9 protein-coding genes are annotated in these 15,560 nt (G+C 44.9%); 1 reads left to right on the top strand and 8 read right to left on the bottom strand.

The features are described from left to right. Positions 1-23 precede the first annotated feature (23 nt). From AB0L18_RS21955 to AB0L18_RS21940, 4 genes are read right to left on the bottom strand one after another with little or no spacing between them, the layout of a single operon-like run. Positions 24-1,112, bottom strand: coding sequence for a glycosyltransferase family 4 protein (locus AB0L18_RS21955; protein WP_367389471.1), 1,089 nt, complete (start codon positions 1,110-1,112; stop codon positions 24-26). Continuing rightward, positions 1,109-1,459 (bottom strand): DUF2304 family protein, encoded by a 351-nt coding sequence (locus tag AB0L18_RS21950; protein WP_367389470.1) that lies wholly within the window; start codon positions 1,457-1,459, stop codon positions 1,109-1,111. Before AB0L18_RS21950 ends, AB0L18_RS21955 begins: the two co-directional genes overlap by 4 nt. Then, the gene (locus AB0L18_RS21945; RefSeq protein ID WP_367389469.1) at positions 1,460-2,149 is read right to left on the bottom strand and encodes a glycosyltransferase family 2 protein; all 690 of its coding nucleotides are present in this window, start codon (positions 2,147-2,149) and stop codon (positions 1,460-1,462) included. Positions 2,150-2,161: 12 nt separating this feature from the next. Beyond that, positions 2,162-4,975: a glycosyltransferase family 39 protein gene (locus tag AB0L18_RS21940; RefSeq protein ID WP_367389468.1), complete on the bottom strand. Its 2,814-nt coding sequence runs from the start codon at positions 4,973-4,975 to the stop codon at positions 2,162-2,164. 370 nt (positions 4,976-5,345) lie between these two features. Between AB0L18_RS21940 and AB0L18_RS21935 the strand changes: the two genes are divergently transcribed. Beyond that, a complete protein-coding gene (locus tag AB0L18_RS21935; RefSeq protein ID WP_367389467.1) occupies positions 5,346-8,870 on the top strand; it encodes a TraB/GumN family protein in 3,525 nt (1,174 codons plus the stop codon). A gap of 15 nt (positions 8,871-8,885) precedes the next feature. Here AB0L18_RS21935 and AB0L18_RS21930 read toward each other — a convergent pair whose 3' ends face one another. From AB0L18_RS21930 to AB0L18_RS21915, 4 genes are all read right to left on the bottom strand, one after another. Beyond that, positions 8,886-9,902: a PspA/IM30 family protein gene (locus tag AB0L18_RS21930; protein WP_367389466.1), complete on the bottom strand. Its 1,017-nt coding sequence runs from the start codon at positions 9,900-9,902 to the stop codon at positions 8,886-8,888. Positions 9,903-9,932: 30 nt separating this feature from the next. Further along, the gene (locus AB0L18_RS21925) at positions 9,933-10,472 is read right to left on the bottom strand and encodes a hypothetical protein (protein WP_367389465.1); all 540 of its coding nucleotides are present in this window, start codon (positions 10,470-10,472) and stop codon (positions 9,933-9,935) included. A 197-nt stretch (positions 10,473-10,669) separates the two neighbouring features. Continuing rightward, positions 10,670-14,326, bottom strand: a complete 3,657-nt coding sequence (locus tag AB0L18_RS21920) for an AAA family ATPase (protein WP_367389464.1) — start codon at positions 14,324-14,326, stop codon at positions 10,670-10,672. Continuing rightward, positions 14,323-15,543, bottom strand: a complete 1,221-nt coding sequence (locus tag AB0L18_RS21915; RefSeq protein WP_367389463.1) for an exonuclease SbcCD subunit D C-terminal domain-containing protein — start codon at positions 15,541-15,543, stop codon at positions 14,323-14,325. Before AB0L18_RS21915 ends, AB0L18_RS21920 begins: the two co-directional genes overlap by 4 nt. Positions 15,544-15,560: the final 17 nt, after the last annotated feature.

Below are 15,560 nucleotides of genomic sequence, written 5' to 3'. Positions count from 1 at the left end.
GTTACGCAGGTTTAGTTCGCACTTTATATTTGGGAGATAAGTTGAATGTATTTTTTCCTGGCTTCTTCTAAAGGGAATAGCTGATTTGGAGTATGCAGCCAATCTCCTTTAATACTTTTTTCTAGTGCCTCAAGGATTCCTTCTGTGGTAAGTTCTCTAATCTCTATGAATGTGCCATTGACTACCTCTTTCAGTGATCCTTTTCCTGAAGAAATAATCGGGGTGCCAATGGCCATTGTTTCTACAGCTACAAAGCAAAAACCTTCACTGTAAGAGGGAATGATTACCGCGTGAGCTTTGCTTACTTGAGTAAATAAGATATGCTCTTCTAATTCGTGAAAAAGCTGGACGTCTCCCCCTGAAAAATTCAGTTTTCTTATCATATCACAAACCTCTCGGTAAAGCAACTGTGGATATTTAGGTATGACCAGTTGCAACTGCCCTGTATAGCCAAGTTCTTTAAACGCTTTCCAAGCAGGTAAAAGTAAATTCAATCCTTTTGAAATACCCAATCGACCATAGTACAACAAAGTGAAATCGCCCTGTGGGGCCCACGGATAAGAACGAAAACTGTTGTAATCTATACCATTGTAAATTTGGCTTATTCGCTTGCGGGGAACGCCTACCCCTATCAATCGCTGTTGGGTAGATTTTGAAACAGCAATGTACTGATAGAAAGGCAAATGGATAATCAACCATTCATAAGCAAAAAACATAGTCTGCTGGAACAGGTTTAGATAAGGTAGCGAAAACCATAATTTACCCCAGTACTCATGAAAGACGAGTATCGTTTTCTTTCTTCTCAACTTTCCAATAATCCAACTGGGTAAGGCGGCATTGTAGGTCGTAGTTATTAGTAGGTCTGTTGAAGAGGCATGTTTCCATACCAATGGCATACTCAAAAAAGTAAACAGAAAGCGAGACTGACATGCGAGTCGATGAATTTTCACACCATTGATCATCTCTTGTTTTGGAAGCTCTCGCTTAAATAAAGTTGTGACTATGGTAACTTGGTGTCCATCTTCTGCAAAAGCCTCTGCTACTTGCTGGAAAAGCTTCTCTGCTCCACCTAAGTAGGGGTAATAATGTTCCAAAACGAACAAAATTTTCATTTGCCTTCTTCTTTGAACTTGAGCAAGGCTATCTTTCTACTAAGTTGTGTTAAATCCCTCCGTTGTTTTACCTGTAACTGGTATAGACGATACTGAAAATAAAACAGGCAGCCTAAACCCAGAAACAATACCGCATTGGTATTGCTCTTGATGCCAAACAAACGAGCAATAAAAGAGGAGATTTCGTCTGGAAAAACAGCTAGTAGTGCTACACTCAACCAAAGTAAAACGGCAAAAACAGCTTCACCTAGATTAATTCTTCCTCGCCGATACCGAAGAAACTGATTGAGAATAAATAAGGAAATGACTAATGGCACCAACCATTGAAATAGTCTTATCTCTACCATTTACTTAAAGATTAATTTCCACAAAAAATGAAAGGCTGTAAATAACCCTACCTGGAAATCCTGGCCTTTACGAATCGAATAATCGGTGTACCTCACACTGATCGGGCACTCCCCTACCCTTATCTTTGCTCTTTCCGCTTGGATGATCATTTCACTGCAGTAGCTAAAATCATCCTGAACCAACTCTAGTCGATCAATTGCATTTTGGTTTAACAAGCGAAAGCCTGATTGAGTATCAGAATAGCGATGAGTTGAGAAGCTATTCGTTAGCAGATTTGCCAGTAAATTGAAGAATCGTCTCAATAAAGGGATACCTTCATTCTTTTGCATAAATCTACTTCCAATAACCAGATCTAGGTTTTGTTCTTGTTGAGCATTTACCAAGGTATCTACATCCTTGGGATCATGCTGTCCATCGGCATCCATGAAGACAAGACAAGTATAGCCTTCTTGGCGTGCCAGGCTAATACCTGTCATACAGGCGGCCCCTGCTCCCCTATTGATTGGATGACTGATAACCCGTGCGCCCGCCTGTCGCGCGCACAGAGCTGTATCATCGGTACTCCCATCATCAATAACGATAATGGGGCATTCAATGATCATTTTTATTTCTCGAATCACTTCTGCAATGACTTTACCCTCGTTATAAGCGGGTAGCATTAGGTGAATCGGGAAAGTTCTCGCAGTCATAATACAAGTAGCTTAGTTGATCTTAAACAAAACAATCCTCCCCTGATAAACGGTCTGTCCCATCAAGCCTTGGCGAGCTTGAGCTCGCTGTCCATTAGGGAGTTGGATAAAATCTGCATCAGGAGCCGCCACATAGTTGTCTGTCATTACAATCTCGGCCCTCCCACTTTGTAGAAGGAGACGCAGCAGATTACTGCATTTTTTACGTAGGGATTGTTCTGGCGTCTGATCCAAAGAAGGTGTATTGATATCGTAAAGTAAGTAATTTATCCCATTAGTTTTCAGGATGTCTAAAAACGCTGTTTCGCTGTTGGTGATATGGCTTAGTTCAGCAAAATACTGCAGTTGATTGTCCTCATATACACGTTGATCGTTGCGGTCAATATGATAATTTAAATAAGTATTGACCCTATAAACCTTACTGTTTTTATCGCCATTGATGACATTGCAAATATCTTGCGATATATTATCGAAAAGGCGATAAGTCTTTTCACGGGTTAAGCTACCATCGGATAAATATGCTACCATGGGCCAATTATAGATATAAGCGGCGGGTTGAGCGGGTTGTGAGCTACTAAGTACAATGCCCAAGTTAATTACTATTTGAACAACTGCTGCTATACCGATAAGGCTGGCTATCCATTGTTGTGCCGGTGAGCTGGAAAGGGTAACTTTTTCTTTACGCTCTCTAGCTGTAGATTGCATTTCATAAAATAACAGCACGGGAAAAAGAACCCACAGCAACATGGCGTACCAAGTAATGCCATTGCCTAAAATTATCCAGACAATGGAAAATGCAAGCAAACCGGCAAGTAGCTCTTTGAGACTCTGGGGCCAGGATTTTTTTGTCTCTTTCAATAGGTAGCTCAGTAAGAAAATCACAATTAATAACAAAGGTAGGTAGATGGTTGCTGGTAACGTTGAAACAGCATCATAAACCGTTGAAAACAAGGCGCTTATTCCCACAAATGGGCTTTGTATGTTTATCCAGACTTGATAAAAAGTGCCGTCTATATTTTCAGGATAAACTTTCCAGAAACCAGATTGATAAGCGGCCATTCCTTCTTGCTGAGCGATGGCTGTACTACCTTCAGCAAGGGACCAAAAACAACTTCCTATCCAGAAACCCATCATTACTACTAAAAGACTATTCTTCCACCAACTACCTGTTCCAAAGAATAACAACAGTAGCGGAAATAAAGCCAGAAAAATGAAACCTATCTCCTGGTGTCTTAACCCGCTGACGTTTAGGTTGAGCGTGAGGTCAAAAGGGATACTTAAATAGCGCCAAATTCCTTCTTCATAACCTAGATAACGCTGCAATTCTTCGCGCCGAGCGTTTCCTTCCAGTGCCTTTTCTTCTTTGTCTGTTATATCGATTTGCTCATGTTGTACAGGTGTGTTTTGATCGCTGGTCAGGAGCACTAGATTACGCAGGGTTCCTGTTTCTAAAGGGGACCTATTGAAATGATTAGAAAGCAACTCAGGGGGAACGCTTATTTCAATGCGATCTGGTTTTCCTTGCAGGAAATTATTTAGTGAAAGCTGGTATTGATGTTCTCCCAAATGCTTAATTCCCCATGGAAGAAATGCTAAAAAAAATGCGCATCCAATTACTGTCAGTGAGCGTAAAAAGGGAATAAATTCCATCTGTGTGCGCCGAATACTTATGACCGCAATAAGCAATCCGGCACCTGTAGTGGCTGCACCCAATATTCGGGCTTCTACAAGCGAAAGAGGTAGATTACCCCATTCGTAAAAGCCTGCTAAGAAAAAGATACCTAAAAGAATCATTATAGATGACCAGAGAAGTAGTGCTCTTCCCGCTCTAAAGCAAAGTATACCAGCGACTGCCACAAATAGGAAAATGGCAGTGTACTTGATACTAAAACCAACACCCATTAGTCCTCCTAGTAGCAAGCAATAAGCTAACGTGTATTTTTGGGTTGGAACTGGCCAATGAAACAACTGGTAGAGAATAGCTAAGCTGATGAACAAAAGACCAAAATCAACTTTTTCATCTACCATGGCTTGAAAATTAACCATCGGCAAGCTAAGCACTAATACTATAAGAAGAAGGGCATAGGGTTCCTTTAGCCATTTTCGAACAAGTTGATATGCTAATACTAAAGCGGGGAAGTAAACGGCCTGTGAAAGAAGTAAGCTGAAAGTGGTACTGCCAAACAACAACTCGCCCCAACTCATGACAACCGACCACCCAAAAGCTTGGTAGGCTCCTGGCAAACCATGATATTGAGGAATCAATTGGGCTAGATTAGCATAAAGTGCTGAACCATCAAAACCTGTTGCAAATGCTTTTATCCCACCAATCCAATAAATCCCCAACAAAAGCATCCCCACTAATGCAATTGACAACTCCCACCATTTAGTAATTCTCCATTGCTGTTTTTTGAGTAGCCATTCCTGGGAAGCAGTTAGTAAGTATTGGCGTTCAAAAAAAGCAAATATTAACATAACTACACCTAAAACTGCACCATATAATACCCCAAAGAGCCCCAAAAAGGTACTAAGGATAATTCCCATAGCACAACCAACCGCTATATCAAAAAGGCGACTCCCTTGGTGGAGGCCAATTCTTTTCGTGATAAAATGCCCTATAGAAGCAAGGCCTGCTCCAATTATTAGGAATAAAAGTAAATACCAACTGCTGTTTAATACAAAGAAAACACCAGCACTAACTGCTGTTGGGCGATCTAATGTAATGGCTGCCCGGAATTGAAAAAGCACCAACAAACCTGCAAGCAAAAAAACTACAATAAGTACTACTCCTCGAATAGGAATGACCCAGATTTTTTTTTGTTTCAACCGTTTATACGAGTAATAAGCGCTCCCAGCACCCACGGTTATTGTCGACACGATCAACAACAAATAGGGATGCTCCTTAAAGAGCTGTATATGCTGAGGGTGGTACCCAATGTACATCATTACAACCCAGCATATCCATAGAAGTGATCCTATTCCTAGGAACCATTTTTGTAAATTTGGAGGCATAATCAGGAATAATCAAAAAAAGTAATTTTTAAAAATCGCCAGAGAAAGCCTAATGTGTTTATTTTCGTCAAAGTACTAAGTAAAAATGCCCCTGAGAAATATTATTACTAAAATTTTCTAATTTTAAGCAACCACTTTTCACTAAGCGGCGGCTAATTACGTTCTATCTGCAAATTCACTACACATGCATTCTTGGTTTGGCCGTATTGATTTCTTAAGTTCCTTCAGTTCCTTAGGAATTTTATTGGCATTAAGCGCCCCTCTCCTATCACAATCCGTGCAGGATAGCTCACGCAGTAACTATGCACTCCTATGGGAAATTTCCGGAAAGGATTTGCCTGCACCTTCCTATGTCTTTGGCTCCATGCATGTTAGGTACAAGTCTGTTTTTGAATTTCCAGACTCGCTATTATTGTGTCTTCAGGCTGTGGATGCAGTTGCTAACGAAATTCATCTCGATTCAGCGATGCAGCGCATTGTAGCGCTTTACATAGGGAAAAAAGAGGTCACTGTCGATTCGTCTTATATTCGGTTCATCCATGAGAAAATATTTATACCAGACAGTAATCAGGTAGCGGAGGAAGATGCTTCGGCCGCTGATTTTCGGACGCTACTCAAAGGGCTTGGTCAGGGGATGGAACTCCGCAACAGTGGTTTTATGCCAACCATGTTGGACGCTTACCTTATGGACGTGGGGCGCAGTCTGGGTAAAAAGCATTATGGTCTTGAAGAAATTGAAAATCATCTTTACGAAAAAGACAATGCTCCGTTTCCTAACAATCAATTGAATTTTTCCTGGTTTAGCCGAAACCCTGATGAATTATTGCGCTTGTACTATACCGGTGAGCTTGAGCCAATTGCCGCTTTCATCGAATCGGACCCCACCGAGTTTAATCAGCTGTCTCTCATTGCTCGCAACTACATCATGGTCGAGCGGATGGCCCAAATTATGCCGCAAGAGCGCTTGTTCAGCATCGTGGGGGCTGCCCACTTGCCGGGAGAAGAAGGCGTGCTTGAATTATTGAGAAAAGCCGGCTATACCTTGCGTAGGGTCACCCCTACTTTCACTGGCTTACGCGATAGCTTTCTAATTCCAACAACAGTACGCCCCTGGCCTGAAATCACGAGCCATAATGATGTTTATTCTTTTGCCATGCCCCTTGGTTTTGTTTACGAGAATTCAGAACCAGCCTCAACGAGTTACTTCTCTTTCGATATTGGTCGTGGAGCCTCCTATTTGCTGATGAATTCGAGTATCCTTCCCCTGGATTACGATGACTTTGATGACCAGTTTTTTGTGCAAGATGGTTATGAAATAGAGGAAAAGACCCCTATTGTTCATGAAGGGATAGAGGGTTTCTCCTACAAATTGACCAAACCAGCCGAAGAGTTTAAGTATTACCAGGCTTATACCTTCCATTTTGATCAAACGCTGTACTACCTTCAGGTGGGGGCTTATGAGGAAAGCACGCTGGAAGAACTGGCTGGTGTCGATACCTTTTTGCAGAAATTTCATTTGCGGAAAAAGAGCCAGGCAAAATGGGTGACGGTACATGATACCTTAGGTGGTTTTGAATTGAAGCTACCCCATCATTACACCTATGGTCGTGCGCTGATCAATGACGAATTTCCGTACGACAAAGCCACGGAATACCCACTCCATACTTATCGGGCAGGTTTTGAAGCGCCCATGGCCTCTGTGTGGTGCCAGTATTATGATTATTTGCCAGCAGGACAATGGGAAAACGAAGCCACTCAGCTTCAAGAAGGACGTTCTTACCTCGAAGCACTTTATAATTTAGAGCTACAAGTGACACGTCGCGATACTTTTGAGGGGTGCCCTCGCTGGTTGCTGCAAGGAGAATTTGCAGAGAATGGCTTGTTGTTTTCCGGTCAAGTGATTGCTAGGGCCAACCGCTTGTATCTGCTTAGTCAGGTCGATGTAGAAAATGGCAAAACAACCAAGAAGTTTTTTCCTTCATTCCACCTTACACCGATGGTTTCACCACCAGTAAATAGGGTGGAAATTATTAAGGACCAGTTGTCAATCGCGCTACCCGTTAAAGCAGATCCCGAAATTATTGATTTGAGAAGGGCCTATGACCAACCTGCAAAACTACAATACCAATTACATGCAGTAGATCCAGCCACTAGTGCCAATTATCTTGTCGATGTCTTCTTTTACCCCTCTCTCATTAGCATAAAAGACAGTGTAGCTTTTTTAGAAAAGGGACTTGCTCATTTAGTGCAAACCAAAGATGAACTTCAAGAAGAAAGCATTAATTACCTGAAATCCACCCAGGAAGTTTATGAAAGAACTTACACAACAGGGCATGAGCAACTGCTCAAACGAATTCAATACTATCACCGTGGACGTTATTGGGTACGCAAGCAAATGATTGCCTCTGAAGAGGTGCTCCAAGGACTAAATGCTCAGCAGTTTTTCGAAGAAGATGATTGGCAGCTTCCTGCTACTTTCAACTTGCTTGCTCCTCGGACAGCAACACTTTTTGAAGGTTTACAAACGCAGGATTCGTTGCTGCTGACAGACGCTATAAAAGTCCTCGATCCTGATTTGTCGCTTGATCAGCATGATTTACCTGCCTTAAGAAAGGTCTTTTTAGACAATTCGTGGTTGACCTATGGGCAAGCAAAAAGTATCATCGACAAGCTTTTACCCGCCTTTCTAAGAGCAGGAGAATACGGCCAGCAAGTACTTCAGCAAATCTACCAAGATGACAATCTTGATGCTGCACTCAGAAAAGTTATTATTACCTCCCTGGCCGCCGCTGACCAACCTGAAGGATACGCATTGCTGTTCCGATTGCTGGAGGATGACGACTCGTCAACGCCTGCCCTTTCGGAAGCTGCACTGGCCGCCTTTGACCAGAAGACTTCATTGATTGTTGCGTATTGGCCCAGCTTTAACCGATTACTTACTCAGGGAAAAGAGCCCCTGCTTGTTTGGGAACTTGCACGGCAGGTGTTGGAGCAGGATTCTCTTGATAATAGGGACATATTGGCCAGTCAACAGCTGTTTATTGATCGTGGTCGTGAGCGTTTAGCTCATTGGACGCCAGCAGCGGGGAAAGACCTGCCGGAGACCATCTTTGGCCTCTACCGGATGTTTACAACACAGCCTGTAATACTCGAATTAGCCAACGCCTTCTACGACCAGCCAGAAGTCAATTGGGCCACTTTGTCAGCCGCAGCTTATCTATTCAGTAAGGGAGAAGCAGCAGCCAAACGCAACTGGAAGCAAATCTTGAAAGTGGATAGTTTGCAAGTCCCCTTTTTGAGACTGCTCAATGAGTACGGGCTGCTGGAAGAAGTAGGTCGTAAGTATTACGAACAAGAAGCGATCGCCCGTTACTTGTTTCTGGAAGAAGTTTCCCCTCTGGGTGTAGTTGCTGATTTGGAGGTCGTAGACATCGTCAAAGTTTTGTTTAGAGGAGAAGTTCGCCGGGCCTACGTTTTCTCTTTTGACCTTGATGAAGAAGAGAATCGATTGGGGGTCGTTGGCTTTTTCTCGGGAGATCAACAACAACGAGCGTTTCTGGACGAGCAGTTGGTCAACTATACGCTCTACAGCATAAGCCCCCGGCGTAGAGCTAACAAAGCAAAACAATTGCTGGAAGAACTTAATTATTCCTCCATGGAAAACGGTGTGTACCTGGAAGAAGAACCAGGGTACACACCGTTCAAGTAGATAATAGCGTGGGATTTACTTAAATAAGTTGTCGTAGCCCTCCGCGCTTTTATTTGAGCGCTCCTGGCCTTCAGCAAGTTGTGATGGCGCGGAATCCAGGTCGAGCGTATTGCTTTTGCGCTGTCCTTCCCCCAATAACATCAAGGTACTTTGCTGCTCCCACTGCTCGAGCATCCGGAGACCATCTTCTTCAAAGACACCGTTTTGCAAGTCAACCGAGTCCATAAAGTTGGCCGACATTTCCATAAAACGCTCCATCTCCCCTACTTTGCTGGCCACATCTTCTGCAACGGCCTCCATGGCCATATCAAACATAGCGCGTTTGTCTGGATCGCCAGAAATGATACTCATGGCCGATTGCATGGCTGAATGCGAAGCACGGATGGCCTTACGCTCCTGTTCTTTTAGTTTCACCTGATCTTTGGTATCTTCCAACAGGATTTCTGAATTGTCATGCATCTTGTTCAGGATGCGCGACATTACTTCCATACGTTGGTGAAGTACCCGGTATTTTTCATTGCTTTCCTTCAAGCGGGCAGCCTTACGAGAAGAAAGCACCATTTGCTGGTCCATATTCTTATCCTTGGCAGCACTAGCCAGTTTCATCTGCTTATTGATTTCAGCTTCATTGCCCTCGATCAAGCTAAGCATCTGTCGCATCTGTCCACGTAGCTTTCCAATCTGAGTACGCATCTTGACGAGGTTGTTTTCCAGGTCTTCGATGTAGCTTTTTAAAATCCCGATCGGATCAATATTGACAAACATGCCAGTTAGCCCACGCATGAAGCTTTTGTAGGCGTAGCCAATCAAGTTTCGCATTTTGGGATCAAGCACCATGTAGGCGACTACACCTACCACGGCTAGTGTACCTGCTAGATAGAGGGTGTTGGCGAAAATAAGTGGCCAGTTGACAACAGAAATTACATAGCCTGCACCAGCGACCAAAGCCGCGAGAAAAATTAAGCCTGTAACTCCTTCAGGGCGTTTCCAGAAGGATTTTTCTTTACCCATATTTGGCATTTCCGTAGACATATTATTTATTTTAAGATGTTGGGTAGTAAATTAGAGGAACCGATTGATATCGATAACGTCCTGATCTATTTGGTTATGCAATGCTTTGAGTGTAGCTTCGAAACGCTGGTGCACATCATTGATACTCTCTTGAGCAGCTTCAATGGTCGCATCGGCTTCCGAAATGGTTTTTTCAGCTGCGGCTTTTAGTCGTTGCAGCTCTTCGATTTTAGCTTCGTACTCCGTCAATTTGGTACGGAGCATTTCTACTTCTTTGCGTTTTCCATCAACTTTTGCTTTTATCTGCTTCTTCAGGGCAGCATCAAAGCTGGTTTTTTCTTTGTCCAGCACCGTTTTGTAGTGCGCTGCTGTTTTCAGTAACTTCTCCTTGGTCAGGCCCATCGTTGAAGCCGTTGCAAAGGCCGATTTGAAAGCTACTTCCTCTTCCATGTTCAAGTCCTGTAGCCGTTCGAGGGATTGCTTAAACTCCAAATAATCGAACCCGGGAAGGTTTTCGCGCTCTAAAGCACCAACCAGCGATTCCATGCTGCGTTCGTCCAGGCCGTGGTGGGCACCAAAAAAGTCTTTCATCTAAACTATGTTTTGAAAAAAATACAACTCCACAATAATAATTGTTCCTAACGAAGAAACCTAAACCGGGGCGAAAAGATGCTAAAAATAGACCAGTAGAAGATGTTTTTCGACTGGTAGCGAAAAAACTGATCCTTAGTCCCTGTTCAGTCTTAGGTTGCCCCTACGCCTTGTTCAGTGTAGGTTGCACCTACGCTCTACCCCTGAATTTCCAGATGACTAAACCCATTACTCTGCTTTTGCAACTGGATCTGTACCCCAATTCGTTCCTTCAGTGCTTTAACGTGAGAGATGATGCCAATGGTTTTTCCACTCGACTGCAAATTTTCCAAGGTGCTGATGGCCAGGTCCAGGCTATGCTCATCCAGGGTGCCGAAGCCTTCATCAATAAACAAGGATTGAATCTGGGCGTGCCTTCCGGCCAAATCAGATAGCCCTAAAGCCAGTGCCAGGCTGATCAGAAAGGACTCGCCTCCGCTGAGGGTAAACATGCTGCGGCGATTATCCGCTTGAAAAGTATCGATGATTTCGAGCTCCAAATCTGCTTGTGGTTTCTTGCTGATCAAGTAGCGGCCATTGAGCCTTTCCAAGTGCTGGTTGGCCAAAACCACCAACCGCTGGAGCGTCAGTCCTTGGGCGAAACTTCGGAATTTTTTACCATCCTTTTGCCCAATCACTTCGTTGAGCTGTGCCCAGCGATTGAAATTCTGCCGCTGGTCTTCTATCTTTTCCAGGAGTTCTTTGAATTGAGCTTCCCGGGCAAGTTGCTGCTGGTGTTGCTGCTCCAATTGACCTAGTGCCCGTAATGCTTGTTCTTGCAAGGTTTTGGCCGTTTGCAGTTGCTCGTATTTTTCCTCCTGAGCCTTGGCTTCATTAGCTTCAGGACGGAATTTCTCTTCCTCTTTTGTAGCTTCTTTCAGTGCCCGACTGGTTTCTGCCAACTTTTGCTGTAGCGCTTGCTGTTGAGCTTGCAAAGCTTGTTCTTCCTCAACCGAGAGCAAATCTTTTTGGGCCAGCTCCAGATCAGAATACCCCAGATTTTTTACGGCAAGCATCAGTTGATTCCCAATTTCCTCGATCGTCTTCTCTCCTTCTATCAACTGCTCTTGAATGTCTTTTATGGATTGGCTCGTAGCGGCATTGGTTTCTTTCTGTTCCTGGGTTTGCTTTTGTAAATTCTCCCAGGTACTTTCTGCCTGATGGAGTTGGTCTTCGAGTTCCTGGCGGGCTGCTTCTACCTGTTTGCCTTCCAGTAATTGTGCTCGCTGTGCTTGCAATTGGGCTTCTTGTTCGGATAAACTAGCCCATTCTTCTTTACTTTTTCCTTGGCTCAGCTGATGTCGTTCCAAGGCGATTTCTGCCGCTTCTTTTTTAGAAAGGGTAAGCGTTAATTCATTGACAACTTCCTGGTAGCGATCAGTATGCTGCTGGAAAGCGGTAGCCAATTGTGTCAAATGAGAAAAAGTATCGCGGGCTGTTTCCAGGGTAAAGGTATGCCCAAGTGGCGTCAGGAACCCTTGCAGCTCTGCTTGCGCTTGGGTGAATTTATGTTGTTCCTGCTGCAAGTTGGCTTCTGCGTGTTGAAGTTGTACCTCTAGTGTTTCTAGTTTAGCTTTGTTATTCAGATAGTTACGCTCTGTTGCCTGAAGTTCTTCCGTGCTTTTGCGCAGTTTCTTGTCCAAGGCCTCCAAGGCCGCCTGTATACTTCGCCACTGCGTAAGCTGTGCTTCAATGGCATCAATTTGGGCAGCAAGTACCTGGCCACGCGCCTTGACCACTTCGTCGTCGTTAGGGTTGACCAATCCGGCGATCTGTTCTTCGTACTTGATGAGTTTGGCTCGCTGCTCGTTGATCCTGCCATTGAGTGGTTTCAAATCATCACCGTGTAGCAACTCAATCTCCTGACTAAGTTCTGATTCCTCTTGCAAAACTTTTCTTTCCTGTTCTTTCAGTTGCTGAAACTGGCTTTCTACTTTGGCGAGATCTTCCTTGGCCTGATCCACAAACGGCTTGACGGGATGCTCGTGGAAAGGATGGTCTGTTGATAAACATAGGGGGCAAGGATCACCCGCTTGCAAGTTTTGTCGATCCTTCTCGTAATTCGCAATCAATTGCTGTTGTTGGTAAATATTTCTGCGGTAGTCGAGCGCTTGCTGAACCTGCTCCCTTTCTTCCACCAGATTCAAGAGCAACTTGTTATTAAATTGCTGTCTGGTGATCAACCCGGAAAGTCGTTCTTCGTACTGTTCTTGTTCGACCAACAATTGCTGATAAGCTTCATCAAGTGTTTTCAACTGAAGGAGCAACTGTTTCTTTTCTTGCAGCTCAATGATGGCATTGTTCAATCGCTGCGTATGGTCCTGCTCTTCCTGACTGAAATTTTGCGGAAGCAATTCGTCGAAAGCGCGTTGCTCCTGGAGATGTCTTTTTTCCAGGGCTACGTAGGCTTTTTCCAGGGCTTCTGTCTGCGCGACTTGCTGTTTTTTTTCTTCCCGCAATGACAATTGTTGTTTTTGGTACCGATCCAATTCAACATAAACTTCTCTCAAACGCTCTCTTTCGCGTTCAATGAGTGGCAATTGTGCGGGAAGTGCTTGGTACCGATCATGCTCCTGGAGCCAGGCCTGGTGAGTATCCTTTTCTTTGACCAAGGAAGCCTGCTTCTCAGTGAGGGTTGTTAATGAGGTCTGTAACTTCGCTTCTTCTTGTGCACCACTTTCCAGTTCCGCATGCAGTGCTGTTATTTGAACGGTAATACCTTTGATTTGCGCTTCTAAAAGCTCGGCTTGCCGGAAAACTACCTCTTTCTCTTTAGCTGTTGACTTTAGTTGATCGTGCGACTCTTTTGCGGTTTTTAGCTGATCCGTTAATGCTTTTAAACGCGTTTGCTGAGTTTGCTCCCTCTCCTTTAGGACCATTATCTGATCCTTCAAAGAGGTATTTTTTTGTTGACGAAAGCCCATCTCCTGGAAGGCTTGTCGCTGCGATTGTAGCTTAAGCGATTTTTCCAAACGCAATGCCTCCGGCGCAAAAGCCAATTGTTCTTGCTGTAGTTGCGTTTGCTCTGCAGTGATCGTCTGTATTTTTTGCGAAGCTTCTTGCCAGCGTTCAAACTGCTGCACAATGGCCTGAATGGCCTCCAACTGCTTGGTCTGTGTTGCGACCTCCTCCCGAGCGGTAGTTAGCATTTCCTCTGAAACAGATTCGCCAGCTAATAGCCCTAACTGAGCCTGCTGCTCCTGAAGGTTCTTCAGCGTTTGTTCTTCTAGGCGATAGCGCTCGAAAGCGGCTGTTGAGATTTGCGAGTAAATAGCGGTCCCCGTGATCCGCTCCAGCAAGTCACTCTGCTCTTTATCGCTGGCCTTCAGAAAAGCGGCAAAATCGCCTTGCGATAATAACACCGAACGGGTAAACCGCTCAAAATCAAGTTTGGTAATTTCCTTTACGGCCTCTTCTACCTCTCTGACCTTTTCCGCGATGGGGAGGAAATTTTGCTGCGCCTCCGACCATTTGGCCAGCTCTCTTTCCGGGGCCAGCAGGTTGCCGTCTACCTTGTTGCGCGCACGGCGCATGCCCCAGCGTGCCAGGTAGCGCTCGCCATCAGCCAGGAATTCTACTTCGGCCAGGCATTCGGTACTCCCGTAACTCAATACTTCTTTATGAGCTTGTTTATCTCTGGCCACCTGGCCATACAAAGCCAGGGTGATCGCATCCAAAATAGTAGTCTTACCCGCCCCTGTATTTCCGGTTATGGCAAAAATATCAGCATGGGCCAATGGCGGCTGCTCAAAGTCGATGGTCGTTTGCAGCCGGAGGGAATTCAGGTTTTTAATGTGTATACGTAGTATCCTCATGCTTCTTGTTCCGCCATCCAGTTTTGTAATTCCCGAAAGGTAGTCATCAATTCGTCCAGCTTCTCTTCCGGGATCTCTCCTTGGCTCAGGCACTTTTGTCGAAAGACTTCCTCTACTTCCAGGTCTTCCAGGTCAGGCACCTCGGTTAATGCGTGGGTCAGCTCCCGGTACGGGCGGTTGATCCTTATTTTCACCAATTCCAGCGGCATTTCCTGGCAATAATCTCGCAGGATTTGATCCAGTTGGGGAACGTAATCTTCGGTATCGATGATCACCTCTACCCAGGAAGGCAGGGGACGATCTTGCTTTGCGGCAAAGCGATCTAATTTCTTTTGCACGTCCTCCAGGTCTCCTTGGATTGTTTTTAATCGACGGAAGTTTTCGACGGAATGGGTGGCTATTTGCGTTAGTTCCTTGCCGGAAAAATGAAGAATAAAGACCTGCTTGTCGTCTTTGGTTTCACTAAAACTGAGCGGGATGAGCGAGCCAGCATAGCGAACGTGCTCCACCCCTTCTACTTTCTGTGCGCGGTGGATATGCCCCAGGGCCACGTAGTCAAAAACAGCGGGAAACTGCCCTGCTTCCATGTTTTCTCTATTACCAACGTAGATATTGTCTTGTTTGTCAGAAGCCACGGATCCTTTGGCGTAGAGATGGCCCATTGCGATGATGGGTAAGCCTTGTTCAACGTAGGGCTGGGCCAATTCCGCGAGGCTTTGGTAATGCTGCAGCAAACCTTCCTGTAGGCGAGCTTGACGACTCTGCTGCTCCTCTCCTACTTTGGAGATCCGCAAATCACGATCACGTAAAAAAGGAACGGCGGCCACGACTAGTTCTGGTGTCCCCGCATCGTTTTTTAAGACCAGAAGCTCCTCCTCAATGTTATCGGTAGCGGCACCAATGACGTGGATATTGAAACTCTCTAAAAGTTCCCGCGGCGCATTGAGCATCGCCGGTGAATCATGGTTGCCTCCTGTGATAACAATGTGGCGGCAGGTAGAACCAAGCAAGCGACGGAGAAAACGATAATACAGCTGACGCGCCTGGTTGGGAGGGTTGCCAATGTCAAAAATATCACCAGCCACCAAAAGCACCTCAATTTCCTCTTTTTCAATGACGGCGTAGAGCCAATCCAAGGCCAGCCGAAACTCTTCGTGCCGGTCCATTTGCAGGAGTCGCTGCCCAAGATGCCAATCAGAAGTGTGCAGGATTTTCATCCTGCCAAGATAGGAAA

Origin of the sequence: Lewinella sp. LCG006, from assembly GCF_040784935.1 — a bacterium.
GTDB lineage: Bacteria > Bacteroidota > Bacteroidia > Chitinophagales > Saprospiraceae > Lewinella.
The sequence above is the reverse complement of the archived record's forward strand: the minus strand, read 5'-3'. Positions and strand labels throughout refer to the sequence as shown.